Genomic DNA, 22,251 nt, shown 5'->3' with positions numbered 1-22,251 from the left:
GCACGTTTTTGCCTGACCGTTGAATTTAACTCAACAATGAATTGCGTGTCGATGAATCATTTTTAAGCGGATTCTTTTATGAACAGCCTGTTGCTATTCTCAGGTCATCAGAAGTGACACATAGGGAGTCTTAATATGTCTGCAACTGCACTGGTTACAGAATTTCTGCTGGCGGCAGAAGAGGGCAATATCGATGCGCTAAAAGCCTGCCTGAAGAAAGGCGTGGATATTAACGCGACCAACCGCCAGAAAAGAACCGCCATTATTATTGCCAGCCTCAAAAAGCATTACGCCTGCGTGGAATTTTTAATTGCCGCCGGGGCGGATATTGATAAACAGGACCAGACCTGCTTTAACCCCTTCCTGATTAGCTGCCTGACCAATGATGTAACCCTGCTGCGCATTGTTCTTCCGGCGGAGCCGGATCTCGACCGTCTGACGCGTTTTGGCGGCGTGGGTATAACCCCTGCCAGTGAAAAAGGGCACGTTGAAATCGTGCGCGAGCTGCTGGAAAAAACCGATATTAACGTCAACCACACCAACTTTGTCGGCTGGACGCCGCTGCTTGAAGCCATCGTGTTAAACGACGGCGGCGCAAAGCAGCAGGAAATTGTGAAGCTGCTGCTGGATCACGGCGCGAATCCGCACATGACCGATAAATACGGCAAAACCCCGCTCGAACTGGCGCGGGAAAAAGGCTTCAACGCGATAGCAGACCTGCTGCTGGCGGCAGGCGCATAGCGCAATTGGCCAGCCTTTTCCGGCTGGCCGTTAATTCAAAAAGTTTTTTACCGACGTGCATTCTGCGCGACGGCGGCCCCCTTTTATCTTAAACAGGTGAAAATAATGCCAACCAAAATCGTCATAAAAAAGAACACGTATTTTGATTCGGTTTCCTTAATGTCGGTTTCCACCAAAGCCAATAAACTGCCGGGCGTCGAACAGGCATTTGTGGCGATGGCGACGGAAATGAATAAAGGCGTTCTGAAAAATCTCGGGCTGCTCACGCCGGAATTAGCAGAAGCTAAAAATGGCGACCTGATGATCGTGATTAAAGGCGACGCGGCGAATGATGAAACGCTGGCGGAAATAGAAGCCTTATTTACCCGCAAAGCGAGCAGCGGCGACCACGAAGCACGCTACGCGACGATTGCCAGCGCCAAAACCCATCGCCCGGACAGCAACCTGGCGGTCATTTCCGTCAACGGCACCTTTGCCGCCCGCGAAGCGCGTCAGGCGCTGGAAAACGATCTTAACGTCATGCTCTTTTCCGATAACGTGTCGCTGGACGACGAACTGGCGCTGAAGCAGCTGGCGCATGAGAAAGGGCTGCTGATGATGGGGCCAGACTGCGGGACCGCCATCATCAACGGTGCGGGGCTGTGCTTCGCCAACGCGGTACGTCGCGGGCCGATTGGGATTGTTGGCGCCTCCGGCACCGGCAGCCAGGAGCTGAGCGTGCGCATTCACGAGTTCGGCGGCGGCGTGTCGCAGCTGATCGGCACCGGCGGACGCGATCTCAGCGAGAAAATCGGCGGTCTCATGATGCTCGACGCCATTGACATGCTTGAGGCGGATGAGGACACCCAGGTGATTGCGCTCATCTCCAAGCCGCCTGCACCCGCGGTGGCCGGGAAAGTGCTGGCCCGTGCGCGTGCCTGCCGCAAGCCCGTGATCGTCTGTTTCCTTGGCCGTAACGACCCGCCCACCGACGAAGACGGCTTGCAGTTTGCGCGCGGCACCAAAGAGGCGGCGCTGAAAGCGGTGCTGCTTACCGGCATTAAAAAAGAGGCCCTGGATTTACACCCACTCAACTGGCCGCTGATTGAAGAGGTGCGCGCCCGCCTGACGCCGCAGCAAAAGTACATTCGCGGCCTGTTCTGCGGCGGCACCCTGTGCGACGAAGCGATGTTCGCCGCGCTGGAGAAATTCGACGATGTCTGGAGCAACATCCAGCCGGATCCGGCTAAGCGCCTGAAGGACATTAGCGTCAGCCAGGCCCACACCTTCCTTGACTTCGGTGACGACGACTTCACCAACGGCAAGCCGCACCCGATGATCGACCCGACCAACCGCATCAGCCGCCTGCTACAGGAGGCGCGCGATCCGCAGGTGGGCGTCATTGTGATGGACTTCGTGCTCGGCTTCGGCGCGCACGAGGATCCGGTGGGGGTGATGATCGAGGCGATCAAAGAGGCACAGGCGATCGCGAAGGCCGATAACCGTCCGCTGGAAATTCTCGGCTACGTGCTTGGCACCGACCAGGATCCGCAGTCGCTGGCGCAGCAGTGCCAGCGGCTGACCGACGCAGGCGTCATCTGGGCCAGCAGCAGCACCAACACCGGATTACTGGCACGCGAATTTGTCTGCAAAGGGGAGAAAGCATAATGACCACTTTATTCAACCAGCCGCTTAACGTCATTAACGTCGGCATTGCGATGTTCAGCGAAGACCTCAAAAAGCAGCACGTTCCCGTGACCCAGCTCGACTGGACGCCGCCGGGGCAGGGCAACATGCAGGTGGTGGAGGCGCTCGACCAGCTGGCGGAAAAACCGCTGGCGGAAAAGATCGCCGCCGCGAACCACATTGCCCTTGAGCGCATCATCCAGTCCCATCCGGTGCTGGTGGGCTATGACCAGGCGATTAACGTGGTGCCGGGCATGACCCGCACCACCATTCTGCACGCCGGTCCGCCGGTTTCCTGGGAAAACATGTGCGGGGCGATGAAGGGCGCGGTTACCGGTGCGCTGGTGTTTGAAGGGCTGGCGACGGATCTGGAGGACGCGGCAAGGCTGGCGGCTTCAGGCGACATTACCTTCTCGCCGTGCCACGAGCACGACTGCGTGGGCTCCATGGCGGGCGTCACCTCCGCGTCGATGTTTATGCACATCGTTGAGAACAAAACCTACGGCAACCGGGCGTTCACCAACCTCAGCGAGCAGATGGCGAAGATCCTGCGCATGGGGGCTAACGACCAGAGCGTGATCGACCGCCTGAACTGGATGCGCGACGTGCTCGGCCCGATGCTGCGCGATGCGATGAACATTATCGGCGAAATCGACCTGCGCCTGATGCTGGCCCAGGCGCTGCACATGGGTGACGAGTGCCATAACCGCAACAACGCCGGCACCACGCTGCTGATCCAGGCCCTGACGCCGGGGCTGATTCAGGCGGGCTACCCGGTGGAGCAGCAGCGTGAGGTGTTCGAGTTTGTCGCCAGCAGCGACTACTTCTCCGGCCCGACGTGGATGGCGATGTGTAAAGCCGCGCTGGATGCCGCCCACGGCATTGAATACAGCACCGTCGTGACCACCATGGCGCGCAACGGCTACGAGTTCGGCCTGCGCGTTTCCGGCCTGCCGGGGCAGTGGTTTACCGGCCCGGCGCAGCAGGTGATTGGTCCGATGTTCGCAGGCTACAAGCCGGAAGACTCCGGGCTGGACATTGGCGACAGCGCCATCACCGAAACCTACGGCATCGGCGGCTTTGCGATGGCGACGGCACCGGCCATCGTTGCGCTGGTGGGCGGCACGGTGGAGGAAGCCATCGACTTCTCGCGCCAGATGCGCGAAATCACCCTCGGCGAGAACCCGAACGTCACCATTCCGCTGCTGTCGTTTATGGGCATTCCAACCGCCATCGACATCACCAGAGTGGCGGGCAGCGGCATTCTGCCGGTGATCAACACCGCCATAGCCCACAAGGACGCGGGCATCGGCATGATTGGGGCGGGCATCGTTCACCCGCCGTTTAGCTGTTTTGAAAAGGCGCTGTTGACCTTCCGCGATCGCTACGTTCTATAAGGTATGCATCCATGAAAAACATGAAACTGGAGTGGAAAAGAGGTGACTGGGCGGCCTATTTCGGGTTGATGACCAACAACCTGACCAATTTGCTGACCATGATGGGGTTGCTCATTTTTGTCGTCGGCATCCCGAAGGAGATTGTTTATGGACGCATCGCGCCGGCCTTCGGGCTGGCGGTGCTGGTAGCGAGCTTATGCTACACATGGTTTGGTCTGCAAATGGCGCGCGCCACCGGACGTACGGACGTCACCGCGCTGCCGTCCGGCCCGAGCGCACCCTCGATTTTTACCGTGACCTTCCTGGTCCTGATGCCCGTCTACCAGCAAACCGGGGATGCGGATTTCGCGATTCAGATTGGCCTGGTGTGGTGCTTCGTGGAAGCGATGATCCTCGCGGGCGGCTCGTTCCTGGGTGAGACCATCCGCAAGATGATCCCGCGTACCGTGCTGCTGTCGTGCCTGTCCGGTCTTGGCCTGCTGCTGCTGGCGATGAATCCGATGTTGCAGGCGTTCGAAGCGCCCACCGTGTCGTTCATCGTTCTGCTGCTGATCTTCATTAACTGGTTCGGTAAAAAGCCGATTTTCGCCAAAATCCCGACCGGCCTGCTGCTGCTGATTGCCGGAACGGCGCTGGCGTGGATTTCCGGACTGCAAAGCCCGGATGCCATTAAGGCGTCCATGTCATCCTTCGGCTTTAACCCGCCGGAAGTGCACGTGGACAGCTTTATGCAGGGCCTGCCGCACGCGCTGCCTTATCTGGCGTCCGCCGTACCGCTGGGGCTGGCGAACTACATCTTTGACCTGGAGAACATCGAAAGCGCCCACGCGGCGGGGGATGAGTACCCGACCCGCAAGGTAATGCTGGCAAACGGCCTGGCTTCCATGCTTGGCTGCCTGATGGGCAACCCGTTCCCGGTCACGGTCTACGTGGGCCATCCCGGCTGGAAGGCGATGGGGGCGAGCATCGGCTACACGCTGGCGTCCGGCGTGACCATGTTCATCGTGCCGCTGTTCGGGCTGGGGGCCTTTATGCTCGCCATCATACCGATGACCGCTATCGTGCCGATTCTGGTGTTTATCGGCGTTGTCACCGCCAACCAGGTGGTGCGGGAAACGCCCAAAGTGGAGGTGCCCGTCATCTTTATCTGCCTGTTCCCGTGGATCGCTAACTGGGCGCTGACCATGATGAACAGCGTGATGAGCGCGGCGGGAACCAGCGCGGCGAAAATTGGCACCGACGTGCTGCACAGCAAAGGGATCTACTACGAGGGGCTGATGCACCTCGGCAACGGTGCGCCGCTCGCCAGCATGCTCTGGGGCTGTATCGCTATCTTCGCCATCATCAACAAACCGCTGCGCGGGGCCGTCGCCGCCGCAGGAGGCGCGCTGCTGGCGCTGTTTGGCGTGATCCACGCGCCAGTGGTGGGATTTGCCGAGGGCAGTTCCCTGATGTTCGTCACGGCCTACCTGATGATGGGCGGCATGTTTGTGGTGAAGCATTTCCTCGACAGCCGAGAAGTTGCGAGCGCTGAAGTTACTGTTGCGAAGGAAAACGTATGAAAGAGCTAATGGTCGTCGCCATCGGCGGCAACAGCATTATCAAAGACAACGCCAGCCAGTCGGTTGAACATCAGGCGCAGGCGGTCAAAGCGGTGGCCGAGTCGGTGCTCGAAATGCTGGCCTCCGACTATGACATCGTCCTCACCCACGGCAACGGCCCGCAGGTGGGGCTGGATCTGCGCCGCGCCGAGATCGCTCACGAGCGGGAAGGGCTGCCGCTGACCCCGCTGGCAAACTGCGTGGCGGATACCCAGGGCGGCATCGGCTACCTGATCCAACAGGCGCTCAACAACCGCCTGGCGGCGCACGGGGAGCAAAAGGCGGTCACGGTCGTCACTCAGGTGGAGGTGGATAAAAACGATCCCGGCTTTACGTACCCGACAAAACCGATCGGCGCGTTCTTCAGCGAGGCGCAGCGCGACGAGCTACAGCTCGCGCACCCGGACTGGCATTTTGTCGAGGATTCAGGCCGGGGCTATCGCCGCGTGGTGGCCTCGCCCCAGCCGCTGCGCATCGTCGAGGCGGATGCGATTAAGGCGCTAACGCAGAAAGGTTTTGTGGTCATCGGCGCGGGCGGCGGAGGCATTCCCGTGGTGCGCAGCGAGCAGGGGGATTATCAGAGCGTGGATGCGGTTATCGATAAAGATCTCTCCACCGCGCTGCTGGCCCGTGAGATTTGCGCTGACGTGCTGGTGATAACCACCGGCGTGGAGAAAGTCTGCGTTAACTTCGGCAAGCCAGACCAGCAGGCGCTGGATACCGTCAATGTAGCGCAGATGACGCGCTACATGGACGAAGGCCACTTCCCGGCGGGCAGCATGCTGCCCAAAATCGTCGCCTCGCTGGCATTTTTACGCCACGGCGGCAGGCGCGTGATCATCACCTCGCCGGACCGCCTGCCCGCGGCGCTGCGCGGTGAAACGGGTACCCACATTGTTAATGAAGGAAGATAAGATGAGTGAAAACAAAAGCCGCCGCGAGTTTATCAGCCAGAGCGGCAAAATGGTCACCGCCTGCGCGCTGTTTGGCGCCACTGGCTCCGTCGCGTATGCTGCCGACTCTGCAAAGCCACTCTGCGAGACCGGTAAACCGATGAAGATCACCGCGAAACATTACTATCTGGACAACGTGCTGCTTGAAGCCGGGTTTAATTTCGATGGCAGCGTGGCGACAGGCACCCGCACCGAGCTGAAAACGCTGGAGATTAAAGACGGTAAAATCGTCGCCCTGCATGATAACAACAGCCACGCCGACGCCGCGCTGCCGCACTACGACGCGGGTAAAAAGCTGATGCTTCCGGCGATGCGCGACATGCACATTCACCTGGATAAAACCTTCTACGGCGGCCCGTGGCGCTCCCTGAACCGTCCGGCGGGCACCACCATTCAGGACATGATCCGCCTGGAGCAGACGCTGCTGCCGGAATTACAGCCTTACACCCAGGCGCGCGCGGAAAAGCTGATCGACCTGATCCAGTCGAAAGGATCCACGATTGCCCGCAGCCACTGCAATATTGAGCCGGTTTCCGGCCTGAAAAACCTGGAAAATTTGCAGGCGGTGCTGGCGCGCCGCAGCGCAGGTTTTGACTGCGAAATCGTTGCCTTCCCGCAGCACGGCCTGCTGCTCTCCAACGCTGAAAAGCTGATGCGCGAGGCAATGCAGGCCGGGGCGCACTACGTGGGCGGGCTGGACCCAACCAGCGTTGACGGCGCGATGGAGAAATCGCTCGATACCATGTTCCAGATTGCGCTGGATTACGACAAAGGGGTGGATATTCACCTCCATGAAACCAGCCCGGCGGGCGTGGCAGCGGTGAACTACATGGTGGAAACCGTGGAGAAAACACCGGAGCTGAAGGGGAAGCTGACCATCAGCCACGCCTTCGCGCTGGCGACGCTCAACGAGCAGCAGGTGGATGAGATTGCCACCCGCATGGCGGTGCAGCAGGTGACCATCGCCTCCACCGTGCCGATTGGCACCCTGCACATGCCGCTGAAGCAGCTGCGGGAAAAGGGCGTGTTTGTTATGACCGGCACCGACAGCGTGATCGACCACTGGTCGCCGTACGGTCTGGGTGACATGCTGGAGAAAGCCAATCTGTACGCCCAGCTCTATATTCGCCCGAACGAGCAGACGCTCTCCCGCGCGCTCGGCATCGCCACCGGCGACGTGCTGCCGCTTAACGATAAAGGTGAACGCGTATGGCCGAAAGCGCAGGACGACGCCAGCTTTGTGCTGGTGGACGCCTCCTGTTCCGCCGAGGCGGTGGCGCGCATTTCTCCGCGCACCGCGACGTTCCACAAGGGGAACCTCGTCTGGGGCACGGTCGCCTGACGCCACGATGGGGTATCGCTACAGGTGATACCCCGACAATCGCAACTCCCGATCAATCCACTCGACGAACTGCTGGATCTTCCACGCGCGTTCGTTCATGTGCGGCATCACCAGATGATGCGCGTTAATGGCGATTCCCATCTCATCCGGCAGCACCTGTACCAGCGAGCCATCCTTCAGGTGATCGGTAGCCATCATTTTGCTCTCCAGAATAAACCCCAGCCCCATGCGCGCCGCTTCAAAGCTCATGTAGGATCGGTCGAAGCTGAGGCTGAAATTGAGCCAGGGCCTGTCGATATTGTGCCAGGCGAACCATTTTTCCCAGTTCACCAGAGTGCTGGTGGAGGAGATAAGCGACTGTTGCAGCAGATCGGCGGGCGTGCTGATGGGATGCTCTTCTGCATAGCCCGGCGAGGCCAATACTACCAGCGTGTCGTTTTTAATTGTCATCACCCGGTAAGCATCCCAGTCCGGAATACCATGACGGATATCAATGTCAATATTATCTCTGGCGAACTGCTGGTTCTCATAGGAGCAGGTGAGATTGATGGTGATATCAGGATATTCGGCGCGGAATCTGCCCAGACGGCGCAACAGCCATGACAGTCCGAAGGTAGGGGAAGAGTGCACGCGAAGCACAGCATTGTCTTTTTCTTTCACGATCTGATCGGTGGCGCGCCCAATGGCGCTCATCGCCGCCGAGACCTCCCGCAAATATTTTTCTCCCGTCGGGGTGAGTTGAACCCCTTTGCCGCTGCGGATAAATAATTTCTTGCCCAGCCACGATTCCAGCGACGCGATCTGGTGGCTTACCGCCGAAGGCGTGACGTTGAGCTGTTCCGCCGCCTGATGGATGCTCAGGGCGTTAGCAACGGCGATAAACGCCTGTAAATTTCTGAGCGAGGGCAGCGATAACGTCTGGCGATCCTGCGCGGACATGGCCTACTCCTTACACGATAATTGATAAAAAACATAACATTGTGATTGCGAGCGGGCAATTTTATCCCGATGTTATTTTTTTTGAGCTGTATCGCGAATCAAATTTATCTCAGCAATAAATGAGCTTTATTGAATGGCGTTTCATGGGTGAGCCGATATATTGACGTTGAACGCAATAATAAAACGACTCACGGTGTTCGAATAATGAGGTAAGTTATGTCTCGTATAGAACAAGCTGTCCCCTACATAAAGACTAAAAAAACCAATTACCGTTTCGTTGTGCTGGCATTAATTTTTATTGTTTATGCCATTAACTATGCTGACCGAACAAATATTGGTGCGGTACTGCCGTTTATCATTGACGAATTTCATATCAATAATTTCGAAGCCGGTGCCATCGCCAGCATGTTTTTTTTGGGATATGCCCTGAGCCAAATTCCTGCGGGCTTTTTTATTGCCAAAAAGGGAATTCGCGGCATGGTGGCACTGTCGATATTCGGCTTCTCTGCCTTTACCTGGCTGATGGGCACCGCAACCTCGGTTCTGGGCCTGAAGTGTATCCGCCTGGGGCTGGGGTTAACAGAGGGGCCGTGCCCGGTCGGGCTGGCCTCCACCATCAATAACTGGTTTCCGCCAAAGGAGAAGGCCACGGCCACGGGCGTCTACATCGCCGCCACCATGTTCGCGCCCATCCTCGTGCCGCCGCTGGCCGTGTGGATCGCCATGACCTGGGGCTGGCGCTGGGTCTTCTTCTCCTTTGCGATCCCAGGATTGGTCATTGCCGTCCTGTGGTATCTGCTGGTACGCACGAAGCCGTCCGAGAGCGCATTCGTCTCTAAAGCGGAGCTGGAGACCATTACCGCCGGTCAGGAGACGCCGGACGCCAGACGTGAAAACATCGTGATTTCACCGGGCTTTGCACGCCTCGATCGGCTGATCCGCGTGCGGGAGTTAGCCCCGGTAAGCACGGTGAAAGGGCTGTTTACCTCGAAGAATATTCTCGGCGACTGCGTAGCCTATTTTATGATGGTCAGCGTGCTGTACGGACTGTTGACATGGATCCCGCTCTATCTGGTGAAAGAGAAAGGCTTTACGTTTATGAGCATGGGGCTGGTCGCCAGCATGCCGTGCATCGGTGGATTTATCGGTGCGATTTTTGGCGGCTACGTCTCCGACAAACTGCTCGGCCGCCGACGTAAACCGACCATGATGTTTACCGCCATCAGCACCGTTTTAATGATGGTCATTATGCTGAATATTCCGCAAAGCACCGTGGCGGTTTGCGTCGGACTATTTTTTGTCGGTCTCTGTCTGAATATTGGCTGGCCCGCTTTTACAGCTTATGGCATGGCTGTTGCGGACAGTAAAACCTATCCCATTGCCGCGTCCATCATCAACAGCGGCGGTAATCTCGGCGGATTTGTTTCCCCGATGCTGGCAGGTTATCTGCTGGATAAAACAGGTAGTTTTCATTCCGTGTTTATTTATTTCGGTATTTGCGCAGCCATTGGCTTAATTATGATTATGCTGCTGGAAGAACCGAAATAAATCATTAAATCTCTCTTGTCCGAATGGAGTAAATATATGCTACTGAAAAATAAAGTCGCCGTTATTACCGGCGCGGCTTCCGTACGCGGTTTGGGTTTCGCTACGGCGAAATTATATGCCGAACAGGGTGCGAAAGTGGTGATTATCGATTTAAACACTGAAGCCAGCCGGGCTGCCGCCGCGAGCCTGGGCGACGAACATCTGGGCCTTGCGGCGAACGTCAGCAATGAATTACAGGTTAATGCCGCCATTGAGCAGGTGCTGGGGAAATACGGGCGCATCGATATTCTGGTGAATAACGCCGGCATTACTCAGCCGATCAAGCTGATGGATATCAAACGCGAAAATTACGATGCGGTGCTTGACGTCAGCCTGCGCGGCACGCTGCTAATGTCCCAGGCGGTTATTCCCACTATGCGCGCGCAAAAGTCGGGCAGCATCGTCTGCATTTCATCGGTATCGGCCCAGCGCGGCGGCGGCATCTTCGGCGGCCCACACTACAGCGCTGCAAAAGCGGGTGTGCTGGGACTGGCAAAAGCCATGGCGCGTGAACTGGGGCCCGACAACGTGCGCGTAAACTGCATCACGCCGGGTCTTATCCAGACGGACATCACCGCAGGCAAGCTGAGCGATGAGATGAAAACGTCCATTCTGGCGGGCATTCCGCTTAACCGCCTCGGAGACGCGCAGGATATTGCCCGTGCCGCGCTGTTCCTCGGCAGCGACCTCTCTTCTTACTCCACCGGTATCACGCTCGACGTGAACGGCGGGATGCTGATCCATTAAGGAGATACGACGATGACGGATACCACAGTTCAACAGGTTGCCGCCGCGGCCTGGCGCATTCGCCGCTACGCGCTGCGCATGGGCGAAGTGCAGGGGCAGGGCTACATCGGGCAGGCGCTGGGCTATGCCGATGTGCTGGCCACCGCGTTTACCCACGGAATGAACCTTAAGCCGGGCGAGCCGGAGTGGGAAGGGCGTGACCGTTTTCTGCTCTCCCACGGCCATTACGCCATTGCCTGTTATGCGGCCCTGATTGAAGCCGGGATCGTTCCTGAAGAGGAGCTGGAGACCTACGGTGCGGACGACAGCCGCCTGCCGATGTCCGGTATGGCAACCTACACGCCAGGTATGGAGATCTCCGGCGGTTCGCTGGGGCAGGGCTTAAGCATTGGCGTTGGCATGGCGTTGGGGCTGAAGCACAAGCAGAGCGCGGCATGGGTCGTTAACTCCATGTCGGACGGCGAGCTGGACGAAGGGTCAACCTGGGAAGCGGCAATGTCGGCGGCACATCACGGCCTGTCGAACCTGATCGTGCTCGTGGACATTAACCGCCAGCAGGCGGATGGCAACTCGCACACGATCCTCGGTTTTGAGCCGCTGGAGGATAAATGGACCTCCTTCGGCTGGTACGTGCAGCGCGTGAACGGCAACGATGTATCTGCGCTGGTGACGGCGTTTGATAATGCCAAACGCTACCCGGAAAACCAGCCGCGCGTCATTTTGTGCGACACGCTGATGGGCAAGGGCGTGCCGTTCCTCGAAAAGCGTGACAAGAACCATTTTATTCGCGTGGATGCTGACGAGTGGCAAAAGGCACTCGCCGTGCTGGATGCCAACAAACCTGAAGGAGTGCTGTAATGAGCCAGACCACGGAGAAAAAACCGCGTTTAACCACGTCGGCGATGATTGCCTCTATCGCGGAAGAGGGCCAGGAGACGCGCGCCGCACCGTTCGGCCACGCGCTGGTAAAGCTGGCGGAACAGCGACCGGAGATCGTCGGTATGACGGCGGATCTGTCCAAATACACCGATCTGCATATCTTTGCCCAGGCCTACCCGGAACGCTTCTTCCAGATGGGCATGGCCGAACAGCTGCTGATGGGGGCCGCGGGCGGCATGGCGAAAGAGGGCTTTATTCCTTTCGCCACAACCTATGCCGTCTTCGCTACCCGCCGCGCCTACGACTTTATCCATCAGGTGATTGCTGAAGAGCACCTGAACGTGAAGATCTGCGCGGCGCTGCCGGGGCTAACCACCGGTTACGGGCCGAGCCACCAGGCGACGGAAGATATTGCGATTATGCGCGGTATTCCGGGCATGACGATTATCGATCCCTGTGACGCAATCGACACGGAACAGGCGGTGCCGGCGATGGCAGCGCACGATGGCCCTGTCTATATGCGCCTGTTGCGCGGCAAGGTGCCGGTGGTGCTCGACCAGTACAACTACCAGTTTAAGCTTGGCAAAGCTGCGCTGCTGGAAGAGGGGAGCGATGTCCTGATCGTCGCCTCAGGCCTGATGACCATGCGTGCGCTGGAAGCGGCGAAGCAACTGCGTAAGGATAACGTCAGCGTGGCGGTGCTGCACTCGCCCACCATTAAGCCGCTGGACGAAGAGACGATCCTGGCGCAGGCCGCGAAGCCGGGACGGCTGGTCATTGTGGCGGAAAACCACAGCAGCGTAGGCGGGTTGTGCGAAGCCGTCGCGTCGCTGTTGATGCGCAACCGCGTGAACGTGGATTTCGATACCGTCGCGCTGCCGGATGCGTTCCTTGATGCGGGCGCGTTGCCAACCCTTCATGACCGCTACGGGATCTCAACCACAGCCATGGTGGAGAAAATCCGGCGCAGGCTGTGATTTATCAGACGGATACGTTGCCAACGGGCGAGGGGGGCTTTACCCTTGCCTCTGTTGCGATAAAGGAGTCCGTCATGGCACAAAACATCTACGACAACCCGGCGTTTTTTGAAGGCTACGCTCAGCTTCCGCGCTCGGTGCAGGGGCTGGACGGTGCGCCTGAGTGGCCTGCGCTCAAGGCAATGCTGCCTGATTTAACCGGCAAAGCGGTTATCGATCTCGGCTGCGGTTACGGCTGGTTCAGCCGCGCGGCGCGCGAGCTGGGCGCTTGCGACGTTACGGGCGTCGATATCTCAGAAAAAATGCTTGCCCGCGCGGCTGAACTGACGGATGACGCGCAGATTCACTATCAGCGTAGCGATCTGGAATCTCTTCAGCTTCGCGAAAACAGTTTCGATCTGGTCTACAGCTCGCTGGCGCTGCACTACCTGCCGGAGCTGGACACGCTATTCGCCAACGTTCAGCGCGCGCTAAAACCCGGCGGCAGCCTGGTCTTCTCGATGGAGCACCCGATTTACACCTGCGCCACCCGGCAGGGCTGGCTGACCGACGACAGCGGCGAGCGGTTCTGGGGTGTGAACCATTATCAGGACGAAAGCCAGCGCGTCAGCAACTGGCTGGCGGATGGAGTGATTAAATACCACCGCACGCTGGGCACCACGCTTAACGCGCTGGTCAAGGCGGGATTAACGATAAGTGAAGTCAATGAGTGGGGACCAACGCAGGCGCAGATTGACGCCTGGCCTGCATTGTCCGAAGAGGCGGAGCGCCCGATGCTGGTGCTCATCGCCGCCCGTAAGGCTTAATAACCGACTTTATAGACCCGACCGCTCTGCACCCCTTCCACGCTGCGGCGGTAGGCCTGCGCCACGCTCGCGGCGGGAACGCTTTCAAAGCCGGGGAAGAAGCCATCATACGCTTCAGCGGATTCCGTCAGCACCGTCGGGCTAATCAGGTTAATGCGGATCCCGCGCGGCAGTTCGCAGGCCGCGGCGCGGACAAACCCTTCCAGCGCAGCGTTTACCGTGGTGGCGTTGACGCCCTGTGCAATCGGCTCGTGCGCCACAATCCCGCTTATCAGCGTAATCGAACCGCCTTCGTTCAGGTAGTGCTGGCCGGTCAGCGCCAGACGAACCTGCCCCAGCAGCTTATCCTGCAAGCCCAGGTTGAACTCGCTGTCGGTCAGGGTTGCGAGCGGGCCGAAGTGCACCCCTCCGGTTGCGGAAACGATCGCATCCACCGGGCCGATTTTTTCGAACAACGCCTGTACGCTCGCCTGAGAGGTGATATCCACCTGACGATCGCCCTGCGTGCGACCCACGCGGATCGTCTCGTGGCGTTGGCTTAACTCTTCTGCGACTGCACGACCGACCGTACCGCTGGCACCAATAATGACGATTTTCATATCCGACTCCTCATGTTGTGAGCCCTCATTCTTTAATAAATAAAAAGTCAGATAAACTGGGCTAAAGTTAGATGATTGCTAACCAGAGGTTTGGAATATGGATAAGCTTCGCGGGATGGAGACGTTTATCGCGGTGGTAGAGAGCGGCAGCTTTACCGGCGCGGCGTCGCGGCTGGAGATGTCGGCGGTGATGGTCGGGAAGTATATTGCACAGCTGGAATCGCAGCTCGGCACGCGGCTGCTGGAGCGCAACACCCGCCGCCAGAGCCTGACGGATGCCGGGCGCGTTTATTACGAAGAGACAAGGCGCGTGCTGGAGCAGGTCTCGATTGCCGAAAACGCGGTTGAACGTCTGCGTGCCGCACCTGCCGGCACCCTGCGCGTGACGGCCCCCACGTCGTTTGGCGGCTGCGTTATCGCGCCCCTGACCGCCTCGTTTTTACAGCGCTACCCGGAAGTGCGCATCGAACTGGATCTCACCAACCGAATGGTCGATCTGGTAGAAGAAGGGGTCGATCTGGCCATTCGCATCGGTGAGATTGGTCATGACGATCTGGTGGCGAAATACCTGTGTCCCTACAACATGACGATCTGCGCCGCGCCGGATTATCTGGCGCGTCACGGTACGCCGCAAACGCCAGCCGATCTGGTGGATCATCTGTGTTTGTCGCACACGATATGGACGGCGCGTAACGAGTGGCGGCTGCCGGGTGTTGCAGGCGAAGTGCGCTGGAAGCGCGATGTTGTTTTAAGGTGCAATGACGGCTACGGGTTACGCATGGCGGCGCGAGCCGGGGCTGGACTGTTGTTGCAACCGGAAGTGCTGGTGGCGGAAGATCTGGCGAGTGGCAGGCTGGTGAGGGTGCTGGAGGCATTCACACCCGCGCCGAGGCCGGTGCATTTACTGTGGCGTCAGGATTTGCGTCCGCTGCCTAAGCTAACGGAATTTATTGCGCATATTCTGCTAAGATTGGGCACACTATAAAAAAAGAAGGTAAGCAAAGAATGTCTGCAAACAAACTCGCCAGCAGCGCGCAGGGCCTGCAATCCTCTGCCATTCGTGAATTATTAAAACATAGCAAAATGGCAGGCGTGATTTCGCTGGGTGGCGGTATTCCCAACCCGGATCTGTTCGATCGCGAAGGTTTAAAAATTGCTGCTGATGCCGTGCTGTCTCAGCATTTTGGCGAAGCGTTCCAGTACGGCCTGACGGAAGGCGTCCCGGGGCTGCGCGAAGAGATCCAACGTATCTGCGAAGGTCGCGGCATCGCCTGTAAAGCCGATGACGTGGTCATCACTTCGGGCTCTCAACAGTCTCTGGACGTGCTGGCGCGTGCGTTAATTAACCCAGGCGATACGGTCGTCGTTGAGCGTCCTACCTACCTCGCCGCGTTGCAGGTCTTTGGTCTGGCACAGGCGAATTTTGAATCCGTCGGCACCGACGGCGACGGCATGAAAGTGGATGAGCTGGAAGCGCTGGTGGCGAAGAAAACCATCAAGGCGGTCTATATCGTGCCAACCTTCGGTAACCCCGGCGGCGTGACGCTCTCCGAAGCGCGTCGTAAACAGCTGGTGGAATTATCGAAGCGCTACGACTTCGTGATTATCGAAGACGACCCGTACAGCGAGATCAATTATACCGACGAATCGTTCCGCCCGCTGATTGCCCATGCGAAAGATATCGGCAATGAGGATAACGTGGTGTACACCTCTACCTTCTCCAAAATCCTCGCGCCGGGCACCCGCGTGGGCTGGGTGCTGGTGCCGGAATGGCTGAAGCGCGCGGTGGTGAACCTCAAGCAAACCACCGATCTGCACACCAGCACGCTGTCCCAGCTGATGACCTACGAGTACCTGAAAACCGGGCGTCTGGCGAACCAGATTAAAATGATCCGCGAGGCCTATCGCCAGAAATACCAGACGTTTGCAACGGAACTGGAAGCCGAGCTGGGCGACGTGATGTCGTTTCACAAGCCGAAGGGCGGCATGTTTCTGTGGGCAAAAATGAACAACGGCCTGAATACGACGAAATGGCTGGAAAAAACCTTAAGCAACGGCGTGGTGTTTGTACCGGGCGAGTTCTTCTACTGCAACGAACCGGACCAGACAACGCTGCGCATGTCGTTCGTTACCCCAACGGATGAACAGCTGAAAGAAGCGGTTCGACGCCTGAAAATCTCCCTGTAAATACGCGTGAAACCCGGTGCGGTCAAGATCGTACCGGGGTAAACGACCGCTCAGGCCACATCCGGCTGGCCTGATTTCCTTTTTGCCATGATTTCCGCGACCGTCTTTATACGGCTCAACTCCTCCTGAGTCCGGGAATTGGTTTGCGCTTCCCAGAAATCGACGTTTAGCTGTAGGTTCAACCAGAATTCAATGGTGGTATCAAACGCCTTGGCCAGTCTGAATGCCATATCGGCCGTCAGTTTACGATTATTATTAACGAGAGCACTGATGGTGTTACGGTGCACGTTAAGCATTTCCGCAAGATCGCTAATTTTCAGATTGAGCGGCTCAAGATATTCATACTGCAACACGTCGCCCGGCGTGGTGGGTTTGCGTAGAGCCTGTTGAAGAGTCATAGGTAATGCCTCATTTGTATGGCGTGTACTTGTGCGGAGAGAGGTAGAGATCGTCTGCTTTGCCCTCTGACCACCTGAATACCAACCTGTACTGCCTGTTCACGCGAATCGCCGAGTACCCTGCAAGCGGGGGATTCAGCGATTCATACATATTGCCTGGCGGGGATCTCAGATCCCGGGGCGAGGTGGCAGCGTTGATCATATCCAGCTTCCTCGCTAAGGCTGATTCAAGGCTTGAAGGGATCACATTGCTTGATTTCCCATACAGAAAAAAATCCTTAAGCCATTGATCACGAAAATGATTAATCATAGTGCTTATGAGCTCCAGTCCATGAAGCTATGTGGATAATAATGCACTCTTGCACAGTGCGCAAGTGCGTTTTGATTGGCAGCTATGTTACCCTGATGCAGGCTGAAGGAAAGCGGAAGGCGTCATTAAAAGCGGTTTCTTCGAGGCGGATTTCAGAAAAGACGTATTGCGATGTGGGTGCGGCATGATGCTCTCCCTCCGGCCCTCACCCACGGGGCCGAAAAATCTCCACAAAGTAATGCGAGCAGCGAATCATCCCCTCGCCCCTGTGGGGAGAGGGTTAGGGTGAGGGGTAAGATCGTAGCCGCCGCCCGGCGTTTAACTACCGCTCCCTCAGCGCCTCTTTCGCCCGGTTAAACGGCTTAATCATATAATCCAGCACCGTTTTCTCTCCGGTCTTGATGTCCACTGTGGCAATCATCCCAGGCACGATCGAGAAATGCCTGCCCGCCTTATTCACCAGGTAATCCTGGCTGGTGCGGATAAACACGCGGTAGTAGAACACCTCCGGCTTGGCCTCGTCCTGGATAGTGTCCGGAGATATGGTCTCCACCACCCCGTGCAGCCCGCCGTAGATGGCGTAATCGTAGGCGGTGATTTTCACCAGCGCCTCCTGATTAGGGTGGATAAAGGCGATGTCGCGCGGCGAGAGGCGGGTTTCAATCAGCAGGTGATCGTCCACCGGCACAATTTCCATCAGCTCACCGTTGGGCGGTATGACGCCGCCGATGGTGGTCACCTTGATGTTTTTCACGATCCCGCGCACCGGCGACTTCACCGTCAGGCGGGTAACAGAATCCTCCCGGCCTTTCAGGATCGCCGAGACCATATCCACCTCGGCGTTGGCCTTTGACAGCGCTTCACGGGCCTGCACGTAATACTGAGAACGCACGTCGGTGAGCTTCAGCTCCAGGTCGCTTTTCTGCCGTTGCAGGCGCAGCACCTCCACGTGGCTGGCGGCCCCGGTTTTTACCAGCCGCTGGGTGATCGCCAGCTCTTTATTGGCCAGCGCTAACGCGGAGCGGAGTTCACGCTGCGTATCCTCCAGCTGGGCGCGCCGCGAATTGTAGAGCCGCGTTTCGGCGGCGGTCAGGTCGGTCCATTTCGCCAGCGAAGGCGGGAATTTCAGCGGGAGGTCGTTGACCTCGGCGTACAGGCGCGCGCTGGAGGCCAGCGACGCGCGGTAGCGCGCCGCGCTTTCACCGACGTTAGATTCCGAGCGGGTAGGATCCAGCCGCGCCAGCACCTGTCCGGCCTGCACCTGATCGCCTTCGTGTACGTTCAGCTCGGTGAGGATCCCCCCATCCAGCGACTGCAACACCTGCTCGCGCGAGCTGGGGATCACTTTTCCGGTGCCGGTTGAGACTTCGTCCAGCACCCCGAACCACGCCCAGATGCCGAGCACCACAAACATCACGAGGGAGAAGAACACAATGCGCCGGGCGCCGGTATAACCGCTTTCGGAATCGAGCGCGTTATCCAGATCTTCTACTGCGGCGACGTCACGCTGACTGATTTTCATTTTTCCACTCCCGTCCGGTTGCCTGCTGCTGCTGCTGCATACGGCTGTTGTTCAGCGCCTGCGCTTTTGGCGCGTCCATCACCAGCATGCCGTCTTTAAGCACCACCACGCGCTCCACCAGCTCCAGTACCGGCACGCGGTGGGTAGCAACCACCAGCGTACGGTTGCCAAGCCACGCCCCGAGACGCTGAATAAATTCCCGCTCGGTGTGTTCATCCAGGGAGGCGGTCGGTTCGTCCATCAGCACGATATTCGGGTCGCGCAGCAGCATCCGCGCCAGCAGGATGGACTGCCGCTGCCCGCCGGACAGCCCGACGCCGTTCTCCATAATCGGGTAATCCAGCCCCTTCGGCAGCTTCTGCACAAAGCTGGCCGCGCCGCACATCTCCAGCACCTCGAAGATCTCTTCGTCGGTGGCGCGGGGCATGCCGAGCGTGATGTTTTCGCGCAGGGTGCCGTAAAACAGCCGCGCGTTCTGGGTCATAAAGCCAACATTGCGCCGCACGTCCGCCACGTCCAGATGCGGCAGGCTGAGGTTGTCGAGCCGCAGCTCGCCGCCCGCCAGATCCATTCCACCCGCCATCGCCTGTAGCAGGGTTGATTTCCCCGCACCGTTGCGCCCGAGGATCGCCACTTTTTCGCCCGCTTTGATCTCCAGGCGGTTAATGCGCAGCGCCATGCGCGGATCTTCCGGGTGATAGCGGAACTGCGCCTGCTCGAAAAGATAGTGACCGCGCAGCACGTCCTGGCGGATCGGCGTCTCTTCGCGCTGGTTCTCGGTCGGCAACTGCATAATGCTGTCCAGCCCCTCTTTGGCCGCCTTAACCTGCTGCCAGCGGGCCAGCACGCCGCACAGCGTCGCCATCGGGGCGATCATCCGCGAGGCCAGCATCGAGGCGGCCACCACCGAACCGGTGGTTAAGGTGCCGTCGATCACCATCGGCGCGCCCACCACGATCACCCCGGCATAGACCAGACTCTGGATGGTCATCCCCCAGCTGATCAGGTTCTGGGTCAGCTCGCGGGTGCGCAGACCGGATTCGGCGGTGATCTGGATATAGCTGTTCCACTGCTGCAAAAAGCGGTTCTCCGCCTGCATCAGCTTGATGTCCTCCAGCCCCTGCACGCTCTCCACCAGCACCGCGTTGCGCAGGGTGGATTCATGCGCTGACTGCTTCGCCAGCTCCGCCAGCTTCTTTTGCAGCAGCAGGCCGGGCAGGACCATGATCAGCGCCGCGACCGGGGCGATCCACGCCAGTTGCGGGGCGATGATCGCCAGCACGATCACGAACAGGATAAAGAACGGCAGATCAACGATGGTGGAAATGGTGGAGGAGGTGACCATCTCGCGGATCTGCTCCAGCTCGCGCAGTTGGGAGATAAAGCTTCCCGTCGATCGCGGAATGGCGCTGTGGCGCAGCCGCAGCGCGTGGCCAAACACGCGATCCGACACGCGCAGATCCGAGCGCTTGCCCAGCAGATCCATAATGTGCCCGCGCGCCACGCGCAGCACAAAGCCAAACAGCGTGGCGATCAGCACCCCAATGGTCAGCACGTAGAGCGTCGGGTAGGACTGGGCGGGGATCACCCGGTCATACACCTGCATGGAAAACACAATGCCGGAAAGGGAGAGCACGTTGATAAAGAGCGCCGCCAGCATTACCCAGCTGTAAGGGCGCAGGTCGCGCATTACCAGCCGGTAGAGCCAGTCCGGGCGGTATTTTGAGATATAGGCATCCACGCGGCTGTCCTTCAGCGCCGCCAGCGGACGCAGGGCAATGACGTGGCGAATGGCGGGCAGCATCGCGCTCATCGACAGGCGGTTGGTGTGCGTGCTGTCGTCGAAAAAGCTGACCTCCAGCGTATCCTCGCCGTCGAAATTGTCGATGACGCCGATTTTGCCGTCGTTCAGCTCCACCACCACCGGCAGACGCCAGCTGTTGATGGACTGCTGATCTGCCGTCAGCAGCTGGAAGGTCAGCCCGGCTTCACGGGCGAGCTGAGTCAGCGCGGGCACCATCGGTTTGCCTTTCAGCCACGGCGCGCCCGCGACGAGCGAGCCTGGCGAGCAGGCAACGCGATAGCGCGTCGCCACGTAGCCAAACGCCTGCGCCCACTGCTCCAGCGCCTCATCCGTCATGTTTTCACCCTGCGGGATATCGCGTTGCTTCATGGCTGGATCTCCACGGTCTGGATGGTGCGGTTTTCAAGATCGAACGCGTGACGCAGGCGCCCGGTTTGGTAGAGGCAATTCAGCTGAAGCTGATGCAGCTGTCCGGCGGTTTGCTGCTGGGTGAAGCGCGCCTGATAAACCTCCTGCTCGGCGTTGAGCACGTCTAGAAGCGGGCGGGAACCGAGATCGAGATACTGCTGCTGATACAGCTCGCGAGTGCGGGCGCTGAGCGCTTCCTGACGCCCCTGGATCTGAAGCGTGCTCATCAGACTCATCACCTGACTGCGCGCCTCCAGCAGCTTCTGCCGCACCTCAAGACGGGTGCGCTGAATGGTGGACTGGGCGGATTCCACCGCGTGTCCGGCGGCGTTACGCCGGGCGGTGAGGCCGCCGCCCTGATAAAGCGGCATCTGCACTTTTACCCACGCGGAGTACTGGGTGCGGTCGCGGGTTTCGTTGCCGGAGTAACGGTCGTTCAGATAGTGGCGAACCTCCGGCTCCAGCGAGACGGTAGGGGTCATCTGCGCGTTGGCGTAGTCAAGGTTAGCCTGCGCGACGTTGGCCTGCGCCCAGGCGGCTAACACCGAGGGCACCAGGCGATCGTCCGGCTCGGCGATGTCGCAGCTGCGGGCCAGGCTCTGCGGAAAATCATTGCTGACCGCGTTCAGGCTGTCCCAGCCCAGCATGCTCATCAGCGTGGCGCGCGAGCTGTCGAGGCTGGCCTGATACTGCATCAGCTGCGCGCGCGCGCCTTCGATACGGGCGTCGGTCTGCACCACGTCAGAGAGCGACGTGGCGCCTTCGTCATTACGCAGCTTCGTCAGCGAGCCGATGGAGGTCAGGGCATCCAGCTGTTCTTTGGCCGTCTCGACCATCTGCTGCCAGGTTTGCACCTGCACCATGGCGATGGCGGTATCGTGGGCGATGGTGTCGATGCTTACCAGCACGTTAGCCTGCTGCTGGGCGACGCCCGCGTTTTCAGCGCGCACCTGGCTGGCGACTTTGCCAAAGTCATAGAGCATCTGCGAAAGGGAAAGCACCAGCGAGGGGGTAAAGCCGTTATCGTCGCCGTCGTGGGTATAGCCGTTATCCATGCCAGCGTTGATTTGTGGGTAATATTTTGATTTGGCGACGTCCACATTTTCGCTCTGCTGATAGAGCTTGCCGACGGCTTCACTGATGGCCGGATGCCAGGTCACGGCGCGGTTAACGGCTTCGTCCAGCTGAAGCGTGCCGGGGGCGGCCTTGCCGGCAACGGGCGCCACACGACCGTTTAACGAGGGGAGTTCCTGCGTTTCGCGTAATTGTCCGGTATTAATCATCGCCGCAGGGTTTGCCGCGATAGCGGGCACAGATATCAGGCAGCACGAGAGCCACCAGTAAGGCATCTTCTTTCCCATGTCTTGTCCCTAATAAAAGAGTACTGCT

At 58.8% G+C, this 22,251-nt stretch carries 20 protein-coding genes; 13 read left to right on the top strand and 7 right to left on the bottom strand.

Features of this window, described 5'->3' with window-relative positions; translation table 11 throughout:
* Window positions 1–135 precede the first annotated feature (135 nt).
* The 6 genes from A3466_RS18505 to A3466_RS18480 all read left to right on the top strand — a co-directional run bounded on the left by A3466_RS18505 (window position 136) and on the right by A3466_RS18480 (window position 7,699).
* Window positions 136–741, top strand: a complete 606-nt coding sequence (locus A3466_RS18505) for an ankyrin repeat domain-containing protein (RefSeq protein WP_063451824.1) — start codon at window positions 136–138, stop codon at window positions 739–741.
* A gap of 105 nt (window positions 742–846) precedes the next feature.
* Entirely contained in the window at window positions 847–2,388 is a 1,542-nt protein-coding gene (gene fdrA / locus A3466_RS18500) for an acyl-CoA synthetase FdrA (protein WP_063451823.1), read from the top strand.
* Window positions 2,388–3,803 carry a DUF1116 domain-containing protein gene (locus A3466_RS18495; protein WP_063451822.1) on the top strand — a complete coding sequence of 472 codons (1,416 nt, stop codon included), beginning with the start codon at window positions 2,388–2,390 and terminating at the stop codon, window positions 3,801–3,803. The genes fdrA and A3466_RS18495 overlap by 1 nt, the downstream gene beginning before the upstream one ends.
* 11 nt (window positions 3,804–3,814) lie before the next feature.
* A complete protein-coding gene (locus A3466_RS18490; RefSeq protein WP_045260886.1) occupies window positions 3,815–5,365 on the top strand; it encodes a hypothetical protein in 1,551 nt (516 codons plus the stop codon).
* The gene (locus A3466_RS18485) at window positions 5,362–6,318 is read left to right on the top strand and encodes a carbamate kinase family protein (protein WP_063451821.1); all 957 of its coding nucleotides are present in this window, start codon (window positions 5,362–5,364) and stop codon (window positions 6,316–6,318) included. The genes A3466_RS18490 and A3466_RS18485 overlap by 4 nt, the downstream gene beginning before the upstream one ends.
* 1 nt (window position 6,319) lies before the next feature.
* The gene (locus tag A3466_RS18480) at window positions 6,320–7,699 is read left to right on the top strand and encodes an amidohydrolase family protein (RefSeq protein ID WP_063451820.1); all 1,380 of its coding nucleotides are present in this window, start codon (window positions 6,320–6,322) and stop codon (window positions 7,697–7,699) included.
* 18 nt (window positions 7,700–7,717) lie between these two features.
* Here A3466_RS18480 and A3466_RS18475 read toward each other — a convergent pair whose 3' ends face one another.
* Window positions 7,718–8,638 (bottom strand): LysR substrate-binding domain-containing protein, encoded by a 921-nt coding sequence (locus A3466_RS18475; protein WP_063451819.1) that lies wholly within the window; start codon window positions 8,636–8,638, stop codon window positions 7,718–7,720.
* 216 nt (window positions 8,639–8,854) lie between these two features.
* Between A3466_RS18475 and A3466_RS18470 the strand changes: the two genes are divergently transcribed.
* From A3466_RS18470 to A3466_RS18450, 5 genes are all read left to right on the top strand, one after another.
* Window positions 8,855–10,186: an MFS transporter gene (locus A3466_RS18470; protein ID WP_063451818.1), complete on the top strand. Its 1,332-nt coding sequence runs from the start codon at window positions 8,855–8,857 to the stop codon at window positions 10,184–10,186.
* A 36-nt stretch (window positions 10,187–10,222) separates the two neighbouring features.
* A complete protein-coding gene (locus A3466_RS18465) occupies window positions 10,223–10,972 on the top strand; it encodes an SDR family NAD(P)-dependent oxidoreductase (RefSeq protein ID WP_063451817.1) in 750 nt (249 codons plus the stop codon).
* 12 nt (window positions 10,973–10,984) lie between these two features.
* Entirely contained in the window at window positions 10,985–11,830 is an 846-nt protein-coding gene (locus A3466_RS18460) for a transketolase (RefSeq protein ID WP_063451816.1), read from the top strand.
* Window positions 11,830–12,828 carry a transketolase family protein gene (locus A3466_RS18455; protein WP_063451815.1) on the top strand — a complete coding sequence of 333 codons (999 nt, stop codon included), beginning with the start codon at window positions 11,830–11,832 and terminating at the stop codon, window positions 12,826–12,828. Before A3466_RS18460 ends, A3466_RS18455 begins: the two co-directional genes overlap by 1 nt.
* 74 nt (window positions 12,829–12,902) lie before the next feature.
* Complete coding sequence (locus A3466_RS18450) at window positions 12,903–13,634, top strand: class I SAM-dependent methyltransferase (RefSeq protein ID WP_063451814.1); 732 nt, start codon at window positions 12,903–12,905, stop codon at window positions 13,632–13,634.
* On the opposite strand, the gene A3466_RS18445 is transcribed toward A3466_RS18450, so the two are convergent.
* Complete coding sequence (locus A3466_RS18445; RefSeq protein ID WP_063451813.1) at window positions 13,631–14,233, bottom strand: short chain dehydrogenase; 603 nt, start codon at window positions 14,231–14,233, stop codon at window positions 13,631–13,633. The genes A3466_RS18450 and A3466_RS18445 overlap by 4 nt on opposite strands.
* A gap of 97 nt (window positions 14,234–14,330) precedes the next feature.
* Here A3466_RS18445 and A3466_RS18440 point away from each other — a divergent pair, with 97 nt between their 5' ends.
* Together A3466_RS18440 and A3466_RS18435 are read left to right on the top strand one after the other, a co-directional pair.
* Window positions 14,331–15,218 (top strand): LysR family transcriptional regulator, encoded by an 888-nt coding sequence (locus tag A3466_RS18440; RefSeq protein ID WP_063451812.1) that lies wholly within the window; start codon window positions 14,331–14,333, stop codon window positions 15,216–15,218.
* A 20-nt stretch (window positions 15,219–15,238) separates the two neighbouring features.
* Window positions 15,239–16,420, top strand: a complete 1,182-nt coding sequence (locus A3466_RS18435) for a PLP-dependent aminotransferase family protein (protein ID WP_063451811.1) — start codon at window positions 15,239–15,241, stop codon at window positions 16,418–16,420.
* A gap of 50 nt (window positions 16,421–16,470) precedes the next feature.
* Here A3466_RS18435 and A3466_RS18430 read toward each other — a convergent pair whose 3' ends face one another.
* The 5 genes from A3466_RS18430 to A3466_RS18410 form a co-directional block, all read right to left on the bottom strand.
* The gene (locus tag A3466_RS18430) at window positions 16,471–16,818 is read right to left on the bottom strand and encodes a HigA family addiction module antitoxin (protein ID WP_063451810.1); all 348 of its coding nucleotides are present in this window, start codon (window positions 16,816–16,818) and stop codon (window positions 16,471–16,473) included.
* A gap of 10 nt (window positions 16,819–16,828) precedes the next feature.
* Window positions 16,829–17,128, bottom strand: coding sequence for a type II toxin-antitoxin system RelE/ParE family toxin (locus tag A3466_RS18425; RefSeq protein WP_063451809.1), 300 nt, complete (start codon window positions 17,126–17,128; stop codon window positions 16,829–16,831).
* A gap of 322 nt (window positions 17,129–17,450) precedes the next feature.
* Window positions 17,451–18,650: an HlyD family efflux transporter periplasmic adaptor subunit gene (locus A3466_RS18420; protein ID WP_063451808.1), complete on the bottom strand. Its 1,200-nt coding sequence runs from the start codon at window positions 18,648–18,650 to the stop codon at window positions 17,451–17,453.
* Window positions 18,631–20,823, bottom strand: a complete 2,193-nt coding sequence (locus A3466_RS18415; RefSeq protein ID WP_063451807.1) for a type I secretion system permease/ATPase — start codon at window positions 20,821–20,823, stop codon at window positions 18,631–18,633. Before A3466_RS18415 ends, A3466_RS18420 begins: the two co-directional genes overlap by 20 nt.
* Window positions 20,820–22,223, bottom strand: coding sequence for a TolC family outer membrane protein (locus A3466_RS18410; RefSeq protein ID WP_063451806.1), 1,404 nt, complete (start codon window positions 22,221–22,223; stop codon window positions 20,820–20,822). Before A3466_RS18410 ends, A3466_RS18415 begins: the two co-directional genes overlap by 4 nt.
* Between the last annotated feature and the right edge of the window lie 28 nt (window positions 22,224–22,251).

The organism is Enterobacter genomosp. S, assembly GCF_001631805.1.
GTDB lineage: Bacteria > Pseudomonadota > Gammaproteobacteria > Enterobacterales > Enterobacteriaceae > Enterobacter > Enterobacter quasihormaechei.
This window is presented reverse-complemented; position numbering and strand designations above follow the sequence as displayed.